Here is an 18,226-nt window from a genome sequence, read left to right on the forward strand (position 1 = left end):
AGCAAACAACTAATTAGTCATTCAACATTTTCCATAATTTATCTTTTAACTCGGTTAAACCTTGTTGTGCTACAGAGGAAATAAACATATAAGGAACATCCTTAAATGCTACATCTAGTTCTGTTTTCAATTCTGCTTTCAGTTCGTCATCTAGCATATCACATTTTGATATCACTAATAAACGCTCTTTATCTAGCATTTCAGGGTTATACTTGGTCAATTCATTTACAAGAATATCATACTCTCCTTTTATGTCTGGCGTGTCTACAGGAACAAGAAATAGTAAAGTAGAATTACGCTCAATATGACGTAAAAAGTAATGCCCCAAACCTTTTCCTTCGGCTGCACCTTCAATAATTCCAGGAATATCAGCAATTACAAACGATTGAAAATCTCTGTAAGCAACAATCCCTAAATTGGGTTTTAAAGTTGTAAAAGGATAATCAGCAATTTTTGGTTTTGCAGATGTTAAAACAGATAATAATGTCGATTTCCCAGCATTAGGAAAACCAACTAATCCTACATCAGCAAGAACTTTAAGCTCCAGAATAACATCCATCTCTGTACCTGGTAAACCGGGTTGTGAGTAACGTGGTGTTTGATTAGTCGAACTTCTAAAATGCCAGTTTCCTAAACCACCTTTTCCTCCTCTAGATAGCACTTGGCGCTCTCCATCCTCAGTTATTTCAAATAAAATCTCGCCTGTTTCTTTATCTTTAACAACAGTTCCTAATGGTACCTCGATAAATTTATCATCCCCATCAGCACCTGTACTTCGGTCTCCACTTCCGTCACCACCATTTCCTGCTTTGACGTGTCTTGCAAATTTGAGATGAAACAAAGTCCAAAGACCTTTATTCCCTACTAAATAAACGTGTCCACCGCGCCCACCATCACCTCCATCAGGCCCACCTTTTTCAATAAATTTCTCTCTATGCAAGTGCGTAGATCCTTTTCCTCCTTTACCAGAAGAAACAAATATTTTTACGTAATCTACGAAGTTCCCTTCAGTCATAATTTCTATTGTATTTATTTAGTTAAAAAAGGAAAACAATAATGTCTCTTTTTTTTATCTAAATTTTGCTGTAATCTATTTATTATATTCAATTTTAAAAACAAGCTTAATTACTCGCTTGCTTTGATGTTATTTTTTTTGAGCAATGATTTCACAATCACCTTATCAATCTTAATGCCATCCATATCAATTACTTCCAGCTCAAATTTATGCCAAATCAATTTTTCTCCTTGTCTTGGAATATGAGAAAGCTCTGTCATAATTAATCCGCTTACTGTTGTTACATCATAATCATTTATCAATTCATCAAGTTCAAAATAAGTAAGAAAATCATGTAAAGAATAATGACCATCTACTAACCACGTTCCATCTTCCCTTTCTATTAACTGGAAATCATCTCTATAAAATTCTGAGGCATCGCCCACTAACGCTTCTAAGATATCATTTAGAGTTATAATCCCTTGAAAAATCCCATATTCATCTGATACAAATGCATAATGTATGGCTGATTTCTTGAATTGCTCTAAAGCTTTGTAAGCAGTTGTGTGTTCCATCATAAAAGGAGCATCTGTCATAATTGCTGCTAAATTAAAATCGTCAGCGTCAATATGAGCAAAAATGCTTTTTAAATTTGCAACCCCAACTATATCATCGTAATTCTCATTGTACACTGGATATATAGAATGTAGCTCTTCTAACATAAACTTCTTAACATCACTTTTACTAGCATTCAGTGGTAAAAAAACGACTGATTTCCTATGAGTCATTAAAGAATTTATTTTACGGTCTCCAATATGAAAAACACGCTCTACAATATCTTGTTCTATCTCTTGTACCTCTCCACCCTCAGTACCTTCTTTAATAATTGCTTTTATTTCCTCTTCGGTTACTTTACCATCTGCTGTGGGTCTTATTTGCAACACATTTAGTAAGAACTCAGTTGAGTGCGTTAATAACCAAATAAATGGTGCTGTTACAATTGAAACCACTTTCATGGGCATGGCTACTTTTTTAGCAATGGCCTCTGGATGATTCAATCCTATTCTCTTAGGTAATAATTCTCCTAGCACTAAGGAGAAAAACGTTAATATTACTACCACTACTCCTACAGCAATTGAAGAAGCGTAAGGTTTTAAAACCTCAAATGAACTAACAAATAATTGCACATCTGTAGTGATTTTATCTCCACTATAAATACCTGTCAAAATCCCAATAAGAGTAATTCCTATTTGTACGGCTGACAAAAACTTATTAGGCGCATTTGCTAATTCTAATGCTATCTGAGCACTTTTATTCCCTTTTTTTGCGGCAGACTCCAGTCTGTTTTTCCTAGCAGAAATCAGTGCGATTTCAGACATGGAAAAAAGTCCGTTTAGTAAAATCAGAAAAAGTATTATTAATATCTCCATATTTTTTTAGCCCAGATGGTAGTAGAAAGTGCGTAGCTTGTAAAATCTTATTTTTCTTTTTAGAAAAGAGCGACCAACGGAAGCTCCTTTTATAATTTAGAAAAATTATTTTATAAGCAAGTACTTGTAACGTACAGCTGGAATTGCTTCTTATAAATTATCGATAACAGCACTTAAACGCACAGTAATTTCATCTATAGATCCGATCCCGTCTACAGCGTGAAATTTATCTTGCTCTTTATAGTATCCCATTAAAGGAGCCGTTTTTTCGTTGTATTCTTGGTATCTATTGCGAATTTTATCCTCGTCTTGATCATCAATTCTTCCACTTGTTTTACCTCTCTCTAACAAACGTTTGATTAATATCTCATCATCTGCTTCTAATGCAATTGTTGCAGCTACTTTTGACCCAATAGATTCGAGAAAAGTGTCTAATGCTTTTGCTTGAGAAATTGTTCGAGGATAACCATCAAACAAAATTCCGTTTGTATCTGGATGTTTATTCACCTCATCAATAAGCATTTTTGTAGTTAATTCGTCAGGTACTAAATCCCCTGCGTCCATAAACACTTTGCATTGCTTCCCTAAGTCAGTGTCGTTTTTCAAATTGTAACGAAATACATCTCCTGTAGAAATATGTGTTAACTTGTATTTTTCTTTTAGAAATTCAGCTTGAGTTCCTTTTCCTGCTCCTGGTTTCCCAAATAAAACGATGTTAGTCATAATGTGTGTTGCGTAGTTATTCTTTTAGTTGATATACTTCTGGTAAATTTCTTCCTAGACCGTCATAGTCTAATCCAAAACCTACTATAAATTTATTAGGAATACGTATTCCCACATAGTCTATTTTAATGTCTTTTTTATACGCTTCTGGTTTAAAAAACAAGGTTGCGATTTTAAGGTGTTTTACATTTTGTTTTTTAAACAATTCTTTAAGCTCTACAAGTGTATTCCCAGTATCTACAATGTCCTCAATAATTACTACTGATCGTCCTGTCAAATCTTGGTTCAAACCAATCAATTGTTTCACCTCATCTGTTGAGGAAGTTCCCTCATATGAAGCCATTTTTATAAAACTCACTTCGCAAGGATTAGTATAGGCTTTCATGAAATCAGAAACGACCATAAAAGAACCATTTAAAACCCCTACAAAAACGGGTGTTTCATTTCCAAAATCAGCTACTACTTCAGCAACCATTTTATCTATTGCAAAGGCTATTTCTTTCGCTGTTATAAACGGAACAAATTGTTTATCGTGAAGTTGAATCATTATTTTTGTATTTAAAATAATGCGCAAAGATAGGAATTTCTGAATTGAGAATTCAGTTTTAAAACTATAAGAATAGCAGGGACTTAAAAATATTAGCTATTTTTGACCAAAGATGAATACCGCACTTTATAAAATTGTCGTAAACAGTACTGCTTACAAAGCAAGTAGAGAGGCTGTCGCGGGGTTAATTTTGAATAATCCGCTGTGGTTTCCAGATTTATTAGCGCTTGCTTTTAATACATCTGATAAAAACCACTACAAAGCCTGCTGGATTTTAGAACTAGTTCTTGAAAAGCAGTTACATCTGTTAGCTGATCATCTCCCTCTTTTTTGCAATCATCTTTCTCAATTTTCAAATGAAAGTGCAGCACGCTCTATATCAAAAATCTGCCTGTTTTTGTGCCAACACATGAACCTAACTTCTTTGCAAGAGGAAAAAATCACTGAAAGTTGTTTTGATTGGCTTATTCAAGAGCATAGAAAAGTAGCTACAAAAGCCTATGCTATTCGGGCTTTATTTGAACTCGGAAAAAATCAAGACTGGATTTACCCTGAGTTAAAGCGTATTCTTACTGATGACTACCGAAAATATTCGGCGGGATACAAAGCCATTGCTCGAGAAATTTTAAAGAAAATAAAATAGCGTTTCTCCATTTGGGGGATATAAAGTATCTTTGCCGGCAACAAACTACAACACAATGAATTATTTTTCTTCTGATTTTAAATTAGGAATATTAGGCGGTGGACAACTTGGAAAAATGCTGTTATTTGACACCCGTAAGTTCGACATACAAACTTATGTTTTAGACCCAAGTGACGAAGCTCCCTGTAGAATAGCGTGCAATCAGTTTTTTAAAGGAGATTTGATGGACTTTGAAACTGTATATCAATTTGGAAAAATGGTGGATGTCCTAACTTTTGAAATCGAGCTTGTAAACGTTGAGGCTCTAGAAAAATTAGAAAGTGAAGGTGTAAAAGTATTCCCTTCGCCAAAAACACTAAAAGCTATTCAAAATAAAGGGAAACAAAAAGACTTTTATGTTGAGCATGATATCCCAACCTCAAAGCACCTTCGTTTTGTTGATTTAGCTGATTTAAAAAATGCACTCGAAAAAGACGATTTAGAATTTCCATTTGTATGGAAATGCGCTGAATTTGGTTATGACGGGAATGGGGTAAAAATAGTTAGATCAACTTTAGATTTAATTAACTTACCAGATGTAGAGTGTATCGCTGAAGACATAGTTCCCTTCAAAAATGAGTTAGCCGTAATTGTTTGCAGAAATCCGTCAGGCGAAATAAAAACCTATCCTGTTGTAGAAATGGAATTTCATCCAGAAGCAAATCAAGTTGAATACGTAGTTTGTCCTGCTCGAATAGACGATAAAGTAGCCGAAAAAGCAAGAGCAATTGCACTAACGGTTTCAGAGAAATTCAATCATGTGGGATTACTTGCCGTTGAAATGTTCCAGACAGAAGATGATGAAATACTTGTTAACGAAGTTGCACCGCGCCCACACAATTCAGGTCATTATTCTATTGAAGCCAGTTATACTTCACAATTCGAAAATCATTTGCGTGCCATTTTAGACCTTCCGCTAGGAAATACAGATAGTAAAGTCGCTGGAATAATGGTAAACCTTGTAGGTGCTGATGGCTATTCAGGAAATGTGATTTATGAAAACATAGAGAAAATTTTAGGTTGGAACGGCGTTACACCACATATTTACGGTAAGAAACAAACACGCCCTTTTAGAAAAATGGGGCACGTTACTATTGTAAATAAAGACATCACAGAAGCGAGACGTATTGCTGAGGATGTGAAAAATTCCATAAGAGTAATAGCATAATATATTAAAAGATTGAAAAATTAAAAGATTGAAAAACAGATTGGTCATAAACAAGCTTCAATAGAAATCTTTTAATACTAGATCTTGAAATCTTTAAATAACAAAAAATGAAAGTAGCCGTAATCATGGGAAGCATCTCAGATATGCCCGTAATGCAAGATGCTATCGATATATTAAAATCATTTGATATTGAAGTAGAAGTTGATATTGTGTCAGCACATAGAACACCCGAAAAATTATTCGACTTTAGTAAAAATGCACATACGCGAGGCATCTCAGTAATCATTGCCGGCGCAGGTGGTGCAGCACATTTACCAGGAATGGTAGCATCGATGTCTCCACTTCCTGTAATTGGTGTACCAGTAAAATCAAGTAATTCAATTGATGGATGGGATAGCGTACTTTCTATTTTACAAATGCCAGGCGGAGTTCCCGTAGCAACTGTAGCGTTGAATGGTGCTAAGAATGCCGGAATATTAGCTGCCCAAATCATTGGTAGTCACAATGCAGCTATTCTAGAAAAAGTAATTCAATATAAATTAGGTTTAAAAGATGCCGTTATACTAGCATCAGAAAGTTTGCTTAAAAAGTAAAACTCATTTAAACAAAACTAACAAAGGCTTCCATAGGGAAGCCTTTGTTAGTTTTAGCATTCATCTAATTTAATCCTCTTGTTCTATTTCTTCAAGAACACCTTCAAATTCTGATGCAATAAAATCTTCATTGTTCAACCAATTTTCTGAAGTTACTAATTCATAATTCACATTATCTGTAGTATTTAATTCCCATATAATCCCATCAGCCTCGGGAAAAGGAATATTCTGAGTCATTTGATCATCAAATAATCTTTTGATCAAATTTCTGTCAGATAATCCATTATTTAGAAGTTTCAAAACATTTTCAGCCGTTAACAATACTACTTCCCCATCTTCAATAGGCGTCATAGAGAACTGAACAACAGAAGCTTTTGCATTAGGAAATTTACCGTTGTAGGCTTTAAAAAGCAATTGATTTACATGAAATAGCCTTCCTTGCATATGAATTTCAGGATATTCTTCACACACCTTATCGATTAACATATTATGAGAAATTTGCTCAATTTGACCTTCATTTAGTTCAGAACCTAATTTGTATTCTAACACAATTGCTGCTGCTTCGTTAGGCTCAAAGTCAGAAATAGCCATTTCAAGTAATTCTGGTAAATTCTTTTTTTCTGCTGTAGCTGCGTCCGGAAAATTGAATTTTTCCAATAATTGAATATAATCGTCATCAGACCAGTATCCCTCAACTTCATTCACATTATTGATATTCTTTATTATAATTTGATAATTCATTTACTTTTGTTTTTAGATTTCATCAGTATGTATTGCTTAACAAGCTACTGTATTTTTACAATTTAAGCTTTTAAAACCTTGAAACGAAATAAATAACATATAAATAACATTAGTCATACAGACCTTCTACTAAAAAATCAATCCAGCCAGAAGCATTAGATTTTTATAAAACGTTACCTTTGTGATTCACAAAAACCCTTTGTTTCTATTAATAAAAATAATGACAATACAATGACAGTTTTAACATCAAAGTTCACTACAAAATACGATACAGCACCTTTTTCAAAAATTAAAAACGAAGATTTCCTTCCCGCATTTAAGGAAGGTATTTCTTTGGCTAAAGCCGAAATCGATGCAATTGTTCAAAATCAAGACCAACCTACTTTTGAAAATACAATTGAAGCACTAGATTATAGCGGATCTATTCTTGACCGTATTTCAAGTATTTTCTTTAACCTGAACTCGGCTGAGACGAATGACGAGATTCAAAAAATAGCTCAAGATGTTTCGCCTCTTTTATCTGAATTTGGAAATGATATTCGACTAAATGCTGACTTGTTTGCCAAAGTAAAAGCTGTTTATGAGCAGAAAGACCAGCTGAATTTAACTCCAGAACAAACCACGTTACTGGATGAGAAATACAAGAGTTTTTCCAGAAACGGTGCTAATCTAGCTGAGGATAAAAAAAACAAACTGAGAGAAATTGATAAAGAGTTGTCTAAAACCAGTTTACAATTTGGTGAAAATGTGCTAGCAGAAACCCAAGCATTTCAACTACACATTACTGACGAGAAAGACCTATCTGGATTGCCAGAAGGCACGATTGAAGCGGCACATTCACTAGCCAAAAGCCAAGAGAAAGAAGGATGGATTTTTACACTGGATTACCCAAGTTATGTTCCATTTGTGACCTATGCTGATAATCGTGAATTGAGAAAAAAAATGGCTATTGCCTTTGGATCTAAAGGTTTTCAAAATAACGAATTTGACAATCAACAGCATGTTTTAAAAATCGCTAAACTGAGATTTGAAAGAGCACAACTTTTAGGTTACGCTACGCACGCCCATTTTGTGCTTGAAGAACGCATGGCTGAAAGTCCTGAAAAAGTTAAAACCTTTGCTACTGATTTGTTAGCCAAAGCAAAACCAGCAGCACTAAGAGAATTTGCTGAGTTAACGGCTTTCGCCAAAAAACTAGACGGTATCGAGCAGTTAGAAAAATGGGATGGTGCTTATTACTCAGAGAAATTAAAACAAGAACTTTTTAATTTAGATGACGAAAAACTGAAGCCCTATTTTCAACTTGAAAAAGTATTGAACGGTGCTTTTACTATTGCACAAAAACTGTATGGCTTGACTTTTACTGAAGTTTTTGATATTGATAAGTATCATGATGAAGTAATCACTTATGAAGTTACCGACGCTAACAATGAGTTAGTTTCTATATTTTATGCCGACTTTTTCCCTAGAAAAGGAAAACGCAATGGCGCGTGGATGACTTCGTTTAAATCACAATACGTAAAAGATGGGATAAATGAAAGACCACATATTTCTAACGTTTGTAATTTCACAAAACCTACTGAAACAAAACCATCTTTATTGACTTTTAACGAAGTGACTACCTTGTTTCATGAGTTTGGACATGGATTACATGGCATGTTAGCCAACACCACCTACCCAAGTTTATCAGGAACATCTGTGTACTGGGATTTTGTTGAATTGCCAAGCCAAATTATGGAAAACTGGTGTTACGAACCAGAAGCGTTAGCATTGTTTGCTACACATTATCAAACTGGTGAAATGATTCCGATGGAATATGTGACCAAAATAAAAGAAAGTGCTAGCTTTCAAGAAGGAATGGCTACTATGCGTCAGCTGAGTTTTGGATTATTAGACATGGGATGGCACGGACAAGATCCAACATCAATTACAGATTTAAAAGCATTTGAAACTGAGCAATTTGCCGATACTCAGTTGTATCCAGATGTAGCCGAAAATGCAATGAGTACTTCTTTTTCACATATTTTTCAAGGGGGGTATTCATCCGGATATTACAGTTATAAGTGGGCCGAAGTGTTGGATGCTGATGCTTTTGAATATTTCCAAGAACAAGGAATTTTCAACAAAGAAGTTGCTGATAAATTCAGAGACAACATCCTTTCTAAAGGTGGAACTGAACATCCTATGATTTTGTACAAACGTTTCAGAGGTCATGAACCTAGCCCAGATGCTTTATTGAAAAGAGCAGGATTGATCTAAATTTAAGTTTAAAAACCGGAGTGAGAGCTTCGGTTTTTTGTTTTAAGCTGGAAACAAATTATTCCCAATTCACCAAAATAATATGTTATTCAGTGACCGCATTCACCAATTTTTTACTGTTTTTAAAAGAAAACCACCATTAACCACCAAAAAATTGGAATGCTTTCAACCCAAAAAGAAGTGTAATATTTAGATCGGGTTTCATTGGCGAAAGCCAAAAACAAAGCAAGTGTTAGCACCAGAATTCCATTAACGATTAATTGTTCTTCGATAAAATTATTTTTTAAGAACTCTAAAAAATAAAAAGGTATTAATAATAACAGTCCTATAATTTTAGTCTGTTTTACACCCACTTTTTGCGGCACAGTTTGTAAATGGGGATCATCATTAGCTAAGTCCAGTATTTCAAAAATCAAGATTAAGACAAACACGAGAATGAAACGTTGAATGCATTTTAAAAAAAAGTCGTTTCCTAAAAAAAGATGAGCGTTCAGTAATGGCAAAACCAGTGTAACTCCTACCCAGCACAATGCCACAATATATATCTTGACACCTGCCCAATTTCGGGCATTTTTTCTATTTGGAAAAAACGGTAAAGTATATAGTAAAGTTAAGGCCAAAACAGCTAGTGATACTGTTTGAGTAATCAATTCTAGCTGAAAGAAATAATAGCCTACGCCAAGCAAAGAAAAAAAACTCAACACAGCAATTAATTTTAGTTCCTTGCGCATTGCTCTTTTTTTGGCTCTTGCCAGAGCATCATACTTTACAAAATTGTAACCCACAATAGTTCCTAAAAAAGCAAAGTTAGCCATCGGTTTATCCCCACTTATGTTGAACATAAAGTGCGTCATTCTCACTAAGGCATACACTGACAAAGCCACATGAATACTGCTACGCAGATAAAAATCGAATACTCTTTTAAAACTAATCATTAAACAAAATTAGTCAATTGTTAACAAATACAACATTTAGTTGAAAATTTGATAAAAAATCAATTCAAAAACACGAATTAGATTGTTTATAATACTTATTTTTGCACCACTAAAAAAACACAACATTACCATACTTACATGAAAACAGACTCATTTGCTTTAAGACACTTAGGCCCAAGGGAAAACGATTTACCAAAAATGTTAGAAACCATAGGTGTTGACACTTTAGATCAGTTAATACATGAAACTATTCCGACTGATATTCGTTTAAAAAAACCATTGGAATTGGAGCACATTATGACTGAGTACGAATATGCAAATCACATTCGGTTATTAGGTCGTACAAACAAAGTATACAAATCATATATTGGTTTAGGATACCATCCTACCATTGTCCCTCCAGCGATTCAAAGAAATATTTTTGAAAACCCAGGATGGTACACTGCTTATACGCCTTATCAGGCCGAAATTGCTCAAGGTCGTCTTGAAGCTATTTTGAATTTTCAGACCATGGTTATTGAATTAACGGGAATGGAAATTGCAAATGCATCTTTACTTGACGAAAGTACTGCTGCTGCAGAAGCAATGGCGCTGTTGTTTGATGTACGTTCTAGAGACCAAAAGAAAGCTAATGTTTGTAAATTTTTTGTGTCAGAAGAAATTTTACCACAAACCTTAGCTGTTTTACAAACACGTTCTACTCCTATTGGTGTAGAATTAGTTATAGGAAATCACCAAGATTTTGATTTCTCACAAGAATTTTTCGGAGCTATTTTACAATATCCTGGAAAATATGGTCAAGTATATGATTATGCTGACTTCATTAAAAAAGCAAATGAAAGCGAAATAAAAGTAGCGGTTGCTGCAGATATTTTATCATTAGTAAAATTGACTCCTCCTGGAGAAATGGGAGCTGCAGTAGTTGTAGGAACAACACAACGTTTTGGAATACCAATGGGTTATGGTGGGCCACACGCAGCATATTTTGCTACGAAAGAAGAATACAAACGTTCTATGCCAGGAAGAATCATTGGAGTATCACAAGATGCTGATGGAAACCGAGCATTACGTATGGCATTGCAAACACGTGAACAACATATTAAACGTGAAAAAGCGACTTCAAATATTTGTACTGCACAGGTGTTACTATCAGTTATGGCTGGAATGTTTGCTGTATATCACGGTCCAAAAGGACTAAAATATATTGCTAAAAAAGTACACTCCTCAGCTTCTACTTTGGCATATGCGTTAAATAAATTAGGTGTTTACCAAACGAACACTGCCTTTTTTGACACCATTGTTGTAAAAGCAGATGCTCAAAAAGTGAAGACTATAGCCGAAAGAAACGAAGTTAACTTTTATTATATTGATAACGAAACAATTTCTATCTCAGTAAACGAGACAATTTTAGCACCCGACTTGAATCAAGTAATTGCCATTTTTGCGGAAGCCGTAGGTAAAGAGGCATTTGAAGTTTCTGAATATGTTTCAGAGAATAACTATCCTGAACCTTTAAATAGAAAATCAGACTTTTTAACGCACGAAGTATTTAACAAATACCACTCAGAAACAAGCATGATGCGTTACATCAAAAAATTAGAACGTAAAGATTTATCATTGAATCATTCAATGATTGCCTTAGGTTCTTGTACGATGAAACTGAATGCCGCTGCTGAAATGTTGCCTTTAAGTATGCCTTACTGGAATACCATTCATCCTTTTGCACCACTAGATCAAGTAGAAGGCTATACTAAAATGCTTAAAAAATTAGAGCATCAATTGAATGTGATTACTGGTTTTGCTGGTACTACATTACAACCTAACTCAGGTGCTCAAGGGGAATATGCTGGTTTAATGACTATACGCGCTTACCACCAATCAAGAGGTGATGATAAAAGAAATATTTGTTTGATTCCCGCATCAGCTCACGGAACAAACCCTGCATCGGCGGCTATGGCCGGAATGAAGATTATCGTTACCAAAACAATGGAAAACGGTAATATTGATGTAGAAGATGTAAGAGAAAAAGCCCTGCAATATAAAGATGAATTGTCTTGTCTAATGGTAACCTATCCTTCTACACACGGGGTTTTTGAAAGCGCCATTAGAGAAATAACTCAAATTATTCACGATAATGGTGGATTAGTTTATATGGATGGTGCCAATATGAATGCCCAAGTAGGATTAACAAATCCAGCTACTATTGGTGCTGATGTTTGTCATTTGAACTTGCACAAAACATTTGCAATTCCTCATGGAGGCGGTGGACCAGGAGTAGGACCTATTTGTGTAAACGAAAAATTAGTTCCGTTTTTACCAACAAATCCTTTAGTAAAAGTAGGCGGCGAAAAAGGAATTACTGCAATTTCTGGAGCACCTTATGGATCAGCTTTAGTTTGCTTGATTTCTTACGGATACATTTGCATGCTGGGAGCTGAAGGAATAACTAACGCTACTAAATATGCTATCTTGAATGCTAACTATATGAAAGCCCGGTTAGAGTCCCATTATCCTATTTTATATTCTGGTGAAAAAGGAAGAGCAGCTCATGAAATGATTTTGGACTGTAGAGGTTTCAAAGCCAAAGGAATTGAAGTTTCTGATATAGCCAAACGTTTAATGGATTATGGATTCCACGCACCTACAGTTTCATTCCCTGTGGCTGGAACCTTAATGGTGGAACCTACAGAATCTGAAGATGTTGGAGAATTAGATCGTTTTTGTGATGCCATGATTGCTATCCGTAAAGAAATAGAAGAAGCTTCTACAGAGGAACCTAATAACGTATTAAAAAATGCGCCGCACACCTTAGCGATGCTTACTGCTGATACTTGGATTTTACCCTATTCAAGAGAAAAAGCAGCTTACCCATTAGACTATGTAGCTGAAAATAAATTCTGGCCAAGTGTACGTCGTGTTGATGAGACATATGGTGATAGAAATTTAGTTTGCAGCTGTGCACCTATTGAAGCTTATATGTAATTTACAGTTTTTATAAACTTTATTTGGAAATGCCTCGATTGATTTCGAGGCATTTTTTTATTTATACAATACTACTTATATTAGCCTCATTTAAATTCAAATTACAGTAAAAAAATAACACTAATTTACTAATCTATTTTAACACTATAAAAACTATATCGTTTTCGGATAATTATTAAAAAATCATCAGTAAATTAGCCAAAAAACTATTATTCTATAATTATATGCACGCATAGTAAATATCATGCCTATAATCATTTTTTTATCTTTAAATTAGCCTAAATTTTTGGAAAATAAAACCATGAAAATAAAAATAACTGGAATAGGAAGTTATATTCCTGAAAAGAAAGTAAGCAATACCGACTTTGGTAATCATGTTTTTTTAAATGAAGACGGAACACCTTTTGGTCGTCCAAACGATGTAATCATCAATAAATTCAAAGGAATTACTGGAATCGAGCACAGACGCTACGCTGAAGATCATTACACTTCATCAGACTTAGCTTTCTTTGCTTCACAAAAAGCAATAGAAAATGCCGGAATAGATCCAGAAACTATAGATTATATTATTTTTGCGCATAATTTTGGAGACGTTAAATCAGGAACAACTCAATCGGATATGTTGCCTAGTTTAGCCACACGTGTTAAAAATAAACTACAGATAAAAAACCCTAAATGTGTTGCTTATGATATCCTTTTTGGATGTCCAGGTTGGATTGAAGGTGTTTTACAAGCTAATGCTTTTATCAAATCTGGAATGGCAAAACGCTGCTTAGTAATAGGATCTGAAACCTTATCAAGAGTCGTTGATGATCATGATAGAGATTCCATGATTTATTCTGACGGTGCAGGTGCTTCTATAATAGAAGCTTCAGACGATGAAACAGGTTTACTTTCATATGAAAGCGCTACCTATGCTATGGATGAGGCAAATTACTTGTTTTTTGGTAAATCTTATAATACAGATCTAGATCCTGACACCCGCTACATTAAAATGCATGGTCGTAAAATATATGAATTTGCATTAACTACTGTGCCGGCAGCAATGAAAAGCTGTCTAGACAAAAGCGGAATTGCAATTGATGATGTTAAAAAAATTCTGATTCATCAGGCTAATGAAAAAATGGATGAAGCCATCATTCAACGTTTTTACAAATTACACGACAGAGCTGTTCCTCAAGACATCATGCCGATGAGTATTCATGAATTAGGAAATAGCAGTGTGGCTACTGTTCCTACTTTATTTGATTTGTTAATTAGAGGAGAAATTAAAGATCAAAAAATCAATAAAGGAGATATTTTATTATTTGCTTCTGTAGGAGCTGGAATGAATGTTAATGCCTTTATCTACAGATATTAAATATTGAATACAATCAATTTATATAGAAGTCCGTTATTGCATCAATAACGGACTTTCTTTATAATATAGCTTAGCTAGAAATTCTACATCCGTCAAACTTAAGAACAAACTGAAATAAAATACTGCACAAAGAGAAGGATATCTTTGTACATTTGCACTTTGCATAAAACGATATCAATAATGTACGAAAAAACATTTCCAAATAAAAGATTCAAACATACTTTAGAATTTTTAAACAAGCACATTTCAACTTCAGAAACAATTTTAGATTTAGGGGTTGAGAATCCTTTTTCTAAAATAATGAAAGAAGATGGTTACACTGTAAAAAACACATCGGGAGAGGACTTAGACCTAGACCAATCCGTTTTCACAAAAGAAAATCAAGATGTAGTTACTGCCTTTGAAATCTTTGAACATTTATTGAATCCTTTTACTGTTTTAAGTGAAATTAAAGCTAGTAAACTTGTTATTTCCATTCCGATGCGACTATGGTTTTCTCCAGCTTATAGAAGCAAGACAGACATGTGGGACAGGCATTATCATGAATTTGAAGACTGGCAGTTAGACTGGCTATTAGAAAAAACAGGCTGGAAAATTATTGATACACAAAAATGGACTAATCCAGTTAAAAAATTAGGTATACGTCCTTTGTTGCGTTATTTTACGAATAGGTATTATATTGTTTATGCCGAAAAAATACAATAATGAAGTACTATATTGTCATTCCTGCACACAATGAAGAGGCGTTCATATCACTGACATTAGCTTCATTAGTTCGACAAACTATTTTACCTACAAAAGTAATTGTAGTCAATGATAACTCTACAGACAAAACGGAAGAAATTGTTAAGGCTTTCGCCAAAGACAATCCATTTATTACTTTAGTGAATAAGTCTTCAAGTGCGATACATTTACCAGGAAGCAAAGTAATTCAAGCTTTCAATACTGGACTTGCATCAGTTGATGACCACTATGACATCATGATGAAAGCCGATGCAGATTTGATTTTTCCTGATAATTATATAGAAACAGTTATCAAGCATTTTCAATCGGATACTACAATAGGTATGGTAGGTGGCTTTTGTTACATTGAAAAAAACGGAGGGTGGATTTTAGAAAATCTAACCGATAAGGATCACATCCGTGGTGCTTTAAAAGCATACCGAAAAGAAACTTTTAAGCAAATTGGTGGATTAAAGGAACAGATGGGTTGGGACACCGTTGATGAATTACTTTGTAAATTTTACAATTGGAAAGTGGTAACAGATGCTACTTTAAAAGTGAAACACTTGAAACCAACTGGTGCTAATTATAATAAAACAGCACGCTATAAACAAGGAGAAGCTTTTTATACCCTAGGTTATGGTTTTTTAATCACCGCAATTGCTTCGGCTAAACTGTCTTTTATGAAAAAAAAGCCCTTGCTCTTCATTGATTATATGCGTGGATTCTGGAAGGCTAAATGGGCAAAAAAACCATTAATGGTCACAAAAGAACAAGCACAATTTATTAAGAACTATCGCTTAACAAAAATGAAAGAGAAGTTAATGGGTTAGTTTATCCCTTCGAAAAAAGCGGAACATAACTCATAACTCATAACTTATAACTATTTTTGACAATATTTTAAAACTATGATGCTCATTCGATATTTATCACAAGTAGGTCGCTACTTTTTAATGCTACGAGAAATTTTCATAAAGCAAACCAAATGGTCTGTAATGAAAAGATTAATTTTTAAAGAAATTGATGATTTAATCATTGACTCTTTAGGCATTGTTGCTTTTATCTCTTTCTTCGTAGGAGGAGTGGTGGCTATACAAACAGCATTAAACCTTACTAATCCATTAATACCTAAATACCTGATTGGTTTTGCTACTAGACAGTCAGTAATTCTAGAATTTGCGCCTACTTTTATATCTGTAATTATGGCGGGAAAAATGGGGTCTTTTATCACTTCGAGTATTGGTACCATGCGTGTTACAGAGCAAATTGATGCTCTAGAAGTAATGGGAGTAAATTCATTGAATTACCTGGTATTCCCTAAAATCATTGCATTATTGTTGTATCCATTCGTAATTGGAATCAGTATGTTTCTTGGTATTCTGGGAGGCTGGATGGCAGGTGTATATGGAGGATTCACATCTAGCAATGAATTTATACTAGGTGCACAGATGGATTTTATTCCGTTTCACATTGCTTATGCATTTATTAAAACATTGATTTTTGCGATGTTACTGGCTACTATACCATCTTTTCACGGATATTATATGAAAGGTGGCGCCTTAGAAGTTGGAAAATCGAGCACAGTAGCCTTTGTATGGACATCAGTATCCATCATACTTTTTAATTACATATTAACACAATTGTTACTAGGAGCATGATAGAAATAAAAAACATAGAGAAATCATTTGGTGGAAACAAAATCTTAAAAGGTATTTCCACTGTTTTCGAAACAGGAAAAACAAATTTAATCATCGGTCAAAGTGGATCTGGTAAGACAGTATTATTAAAAAGTCTACTCGGTATTCACACACCAGAATCTGGTCAAATATGTTTTGATGGTAGAGTATACTCTGAATTAGAGGATGTTGAAAAAAGAGAATTACGTACGGAGATCGGTATGGTATTTCAAGGAAGTGCATTATTTGATTCCATGACAGTAGCCGAAAATGTAGCCTTTCCTTTAAAAATGTTTACCAAAGACAATAGAGCAAAAATAAAAGAACGAGTAGACTTTGTACTAGAAAGAGTGGCCTTAGTAAATGCACACGATAAATTGCCATCAGAAATTTCAGGAGGAATGCAAAAACGTGTAGCTATTGCCAGAGCCATTGTCAACAAACCAAAGTACTTATTTTGCGACGAACCTAATTCAGGATTAGATCCAAATACGGCAACGCTGATTGATAATCTTATCAAGGAAATTACTGAAGAATATGATATCACAACGGTCATCAATACTCATGATATGAATTCGGTTATGGAAATTGGGGATAATATCTTATTCTTAAAAAACGGCGTAAAAGCATGGCAAGGGAATAAAGAAGAAATTTTTAGAACAGACAATCAAGATGTAGTAGAATTTGTGTACTCGTCTAACCTATTTAGAAAAGTAAGAGAAGCGTATTTAAAAGAATAAATCATTTACTTTTAATTATATAAAAAACGGAGCTAGTATAAACTAACTCCGTTTTTTTATGCCGTTTAGCTAGGCAATAATTCCACCTCAGCATTGGGATTGAACAGGTACATTCGACCAGAACTAACCTCTAAACATTCATATCTTTTTACCCTTAAGGCACCTCTTCTAAATATTTTTCCGTTTTGAATTCGGAACAAACTGTCGTAGGGAATTTCAAAAATATAATTTTTATCATTTTGCTTATCAAACTGTTTCAGCGCTAAAGACAAGGTCGCATCGGTATCGCTACTTGCGGTTGGATTTCTAAAATGTCTCGCTAATAAAGGCAGTAAATGTCCCGGAAAAATCTCAGGCCGAATAAAAGGAACCATTAAATGCTGAAAAGAATATTTCCATTCTTGACCATGTGGTTTAATCCTTCGTCCAAATTTTTCAAAAGCCACTAAATGCGCAATCTCATGAATTAACGTAATCAAAAACTTATATTTATTAAGGCTAGAATTAACGGTAATTTCATGTTTCCCGCTCAAACCTTTTCTGTAATCGCCATGACGTGTGGCTCGTTCATTTACAATTTTTAAATGAACTTGATTCACCACTATCAGGTCAAATACTGGTTTTACAGCATGTTCAGGGATATATTTTGCAAGCGTTTCGGTCAAAATAGATT

17 protein-coding genes are annotated in these 18,226 nt (G+C 34.4%); 10 read left to right on the forward strand and 7 right to left on the reverse strand.

Features of this window, described 5'->3' with window-relative positions:
- Positions 1 to 13: 13 nt before the first annotated feature.
- From obgE to hpt, 4 genes are all read right to left on the reverse strand, one after another.
- The gene (obgE, locus tag ACEN2K_RS10860; protein ID WP_441759343.1) at positions 14 to 1,015 is read right to left on the reverse strand and encodes a GTPase ObgE; all 1,002 of its coding nucleotides are present in this window, start codon (positions 1,013 to 1,015) and stop codon (positions 14 to 16) included.
- A gap of 110 nt (positions 1,016 to 1,125) precedes the next feature.
- Positions 1,126 to 2,373, reverse strand: coding sequence for a hemolysin family protein (locus ACEN2K_RS10865; RefSeq protein ID WP_441759400.1), 1,248 nt, complete (start codon positions 2,371 to 2,373; stop codon positions 1,126 to 1,128).
- 201 nt (positions 2,374 to 2,574) lie between these two features.
- Complete coding sequence (locus tag ACEN2K_RS10870) at positions 2,575 to 3,147, reverse strand: adenylate kinase (RefSeq protein ID WP_441759344.1); 573 nt, start codon at positions 3,145 to 3,147, stop codon at positions 2,575 to 2,577.
- Positions 3,148 to 3,163: 16 nt separating this feature from the next.
- Positions 3,164 to 3,694 (reverse strand): hypoxanthine phosphoribosyltransferase, encoded by a 531-nt coding sequence (gene hpt / locus ACEN2K_RS10875; RefSeq protein WP_441759345.1) that lies wholly within the window; start codon positions 3,692 to 3,694, stop codon positions 3,164 to 3,166.
- 112 nt (positions 3,695 to 3,806) lie between these two features.
- Here hpt and ACEN2K_RS10880 point away from each other — a divergent pair, with 112 nt between their 5' ends.
- From ACEN2K_RS10880 to purE, 3 genes are all read left to right on the forward strand, one after another.
- Positions 3,807 to 4,337, forward strand: a complete 531-nt coding sequence (locus ACEN2K_RS10880; protein ID WP_441759346.1) for a hypothetical protein — start codon at positions 3,807 to 3,809, stop codon at positions 4,335 to 4,337.
- Positions 4,338 to 4,392: 55 nt separating this feature from the next.
- A complete protein-coding gene (locus ACEN2K_RS10885; protein ID WP_441759347.1) occupies positions 4,393 to 5,544 on the forward strand; it encodes a 5-(carboxyamino)imidazole ribonucleotide synthase in 1,152 nt (383 codons plus the stop codon).
- 107 nt (positions 5,545 to 5,651) lie between these two features.
- On the forward strand, positions 5,652 to 6,137 hold the full coding sequence (gene purE, locus ACEN2K_RS10890; protein ID WP_441759348.1) for a 5-(carboxyamino)imidazole ribonucleotide mutase: 486 nt from the start codon (positions 5,652 to 5,654) through the stop codon (positions 6,135 to 6,137).
- A 69-nt stretch (positions 6,138 to 6,206) separates the two neighbouring features.
- Here purE and ACEN2K_RS10895 read toward each other — a convergent pair whose 3' ends face one another.
- Positions 6,207 to 6,878, reverse strand: coding sequence for a hypothetical protein (locus ACEN2K_RS10895; protein ID WP_441759349.1), 672 nt, complete (start codon positions 6,876 to 6,878; stop codon positions 6,207 to 6,209).
- A gap of 231 nt (positions 6,879 to 7,109) precedes the next feature.
- Here ACEN2K_RS10895 and ACEN2K_RS10900 point away from each other — a divergent pair, with 231 nt between their 5' ends.
- Positions 7,110 to 9,137, forward strand: a complete 2,028-nt coding sequence (locus ACEN2K_RS10900; RefSeq protein WP_441759350.1) for a M3 family metallopeptidase — start codon at positions 7,110 to 7,112, stop codon at positions 9,135 to 9,137.
- A 122-nt stretch (positions 9,138 to 9,259) separates the two neighbouring features.
- On the opposite strand, the gene ACEN2K_RS10905 is transcribed toward ACEN2K_RS10900, so the two are convergent.
- Entirely contained in the window at positions 9,260 to 10,072 is an 813-nt protein-coding gene (locus ACEN2K_RS10905) for a hypothetical protein (RefSeq protein ID WP_441759351.1), read from the reverse strand.
- Positions 10,073 to 10,210: 138 nt separating this feature from the next.
- Between ACEN2K_RS10905 and gcvP the strand changes: the two genes are divergently transcribed.
- The 6 genes from gcvP to ACEN2K_RS10935 all read left to right on the forward strand — a co-directional run bounded on the left by gcvP (position 10,211) and on the right by ACEN2K_RS10935 (position 17,553).
- Positions 10,211 to 13,054 (forward strand): aminomethyl-transferring glycine dehydrogenase, encoded by a 2,844-nt coding sequence (gene gcvP / locus ACEN2K_RS10910; RefSeq protein ID WP_441759352.1) that lies wholly within the window; start codon positions 10,211 to 10,213, stop codon positions 13,052 to 13,054.
- A gap of 301 nt (positions 13,055 to 13,355) precedes the next feature.
- Positions 13,356 to 14,414, forward strand: a complete 1,059-nt coding sequence (locus tag ACEN2K_RS10915) for a 3-oxoacyl-ACP synthase III family protein (RefSeq protein ID WP_441759353.1) — start codon at positions 13,356 to 13,358, stop codon at positions 14,412 to 14,414.
- Between the two features lie 180 nt (positions 14,415 to 14,594).
- The gene (locus tag ACEN2K_RS10920; RefSeq protein WP_441759354.1) at positions 14,595 to 15,119 is read left to right on the forward strand and encodes a methyltransferase; all 525 of its coding nucleotides are present in this window, start codon (positions 14,595 to 14,597) and stop codon (positions 15,117 to 15,119) included.
- The gene (locus ACEN2K_RS10925; protein WP_441759355.1) at positions 15,119 to 15,970 is read left to right on the forward strand and encodes a glycosyltransferase family 2 protein; all 852 of its coding nucleotides are present in this window, start codon (positions 15,119 to 15,121) and stop codon (positions 15,968 to 15,970) included. The genes ACEN2K_RS10920 and ACEN2K_RS10925 overlap by 1 nt, the downstream gene beginning before the upstream one ends.
- 75 nt (positions 15,971 to 16,045) lie before the next feature.
- Entirely contained in the window at positions 16,046 to 16,795 is a 750-nt protein-coding gene (locus ACEN2K_RS10930; RefSeq protein WP_441759356.1) for an MlaE family ABC transporter permease, read from the forward strand.
- Complete coding sequence (locus tag ACEN2K_RS10935) at positions 16,792 to 17,553, forward strand: ABC transporter ATP-binding protein (RefSeq protein WP_441759357.1); 762 nt, start codon at positions 16,792 to 16,794, stop codon at positions 17,551 to 17,553. Before ACEN2K_RS10930 ends, ACEN2K_RS10935 begins: the two co-directional genes overlap by 4 nt.
- 65 nt (positions 17,554 to 17,618) lie before the next feature.
- Here the strand turns inward: ACEN2K_RS10935 and ACEN2K_RS10940 are convergent, their stop codons facing one another.
- Positions 17,619 to 18,218, reverse strand: coding sequence for a SprT-like domain-containing protein (locus ACEN2K_RS10940; protein ID WP_441759358.1), 600 nt, complete (start codon positions 18,216 to 18,218; stop codon positions 17,619 to 17,621).
- Positions 18,219 to 18,226 lie beyond the last annotated feature (8 nt).

Source organism: Flavobacterium sp. W21_SRS_FM3 (assembly GCF_052113625.1).
In the GTDB taxonomy this organism is placed as follows: domain Bacteria; phylum Bacteroidota; class Bacteroidia; order Flavobacteriales; family Flavobacteriaceae; genus Flavobacterium.

Excerpts from the sequence above, each read along its gene's own strand:
- ACEN2K_RS10865 (WP_441759400.1), bottom strand. The coding sequence starts at position 2,373 with ATGTCTGAAATCGCACTGATTTCTGCTAGGAAAAACAGACTGGAGTCT.
- hpt (WP_441759345.1), bottom strand. The coding sequence starts at position 3,694 with ATGATTCAACTTCACGATAAACAATTTGTTCCGTTTATAACAGCGAAA.
- ACEN2K_RS10930 (WP_441759356.1), top strand. The coding sequence starts at position 16,046 with ATGATGCTCATTCGATATTTATCACAAGTAGGTCGCTACTTTTTAATG.
- ACEN2K_RS10900 (WP_441759350.1), top strand. The coding sequence starts at position 7,110 with ATGACAGTTTTAACATCAAAGTTCACTACAAAATACGATACAGCACCT.
- ACEN2K_RS10920 (WP_441759354.1), top strand. The coding sequence starts at position 14,595 with ATGTACGAAAAAACATTTCCAAATAAAAGATTCAAACATACTTTAGAA.
- gcvP (WP_441759352.1), top strand. The coding sequence starts at position 10,211 with ATGAAAACAGACTCATTTGCTTTAAGACACTTAGGCCCAAGGGAAAAC.
- purE (WP_441759348.1), top strand. The coding sequence starts at position 5,652 with ATGAAAGTAGCCGTAATCATGGGAAGCATCTCAGATATGCCCGTAATG.
- ACEN2K_RS10885 (WP_441759347.1), top strand. The coding sequence starts at position 4,393 with ATGAATTATTTTTCTTCTGATTTTAAATTAGGAATATTAGGCGGTGGA.
- ACEN2K_RS10870 (WP_441759344.1), bottom strand. The coding sequence starts at position 3,147 with ATGACTAACATCGTTTTATTTGGGAAACCAGGAGCAGGAAAAGGAACT.
- ACEN2K_RS10880 (WP_441759346.1), top strand. The coding sequence starts at position 3,807 with ATGAATACCGCACTTTATAAAATTGTCGTAAACAGTACTGCTTACAAA.
- ACEN2K_RS10915 (WP_441759353.1), top strand. The coding sequence starts at position 13,356 with ATGAAAATAAAAATAACTGGAATAGGAAGTTATATTCCTGAAAAGAAA.
- ACEN2K_RS10935 (WP_441759357.1), top strand. The coding sequence starts at position 16,792 with ATGATAGAAATAAAAAACATAGAGAAATCATTTGGTGGAAACAAAATC.
- ACEN2K_RS10895 (WP_441759349.1), bottom strand. The coding sequence starts at position 6,878 with ATGAATTATCAAATTATAATAAAGAATATCAATAATGTGAATGAAGTT.
- ACEN2K_RS10905 (WP_441759351.1), bottom strand. The coding sequence starts at position 10,072 with ATGATTAGTTTTAAAAGAGTATTCGATTTTTATCTGCGTAGCAGTATT.
- obgE (WP_441759343.1), bottom strand. The coding sequence starts at position 1,015 with ATGACTGAAGGGAACTTCGTAGATTACGTAAAAATATTTGTTTCTTCT.
- ACEN2K_RS10925 (WP_441759355.1), top strand. The coding sequence starts at position 15,119 with ATGAAGTACTATATTGTCATTCCTGCACACAATGAAGAGGCGTTCATA.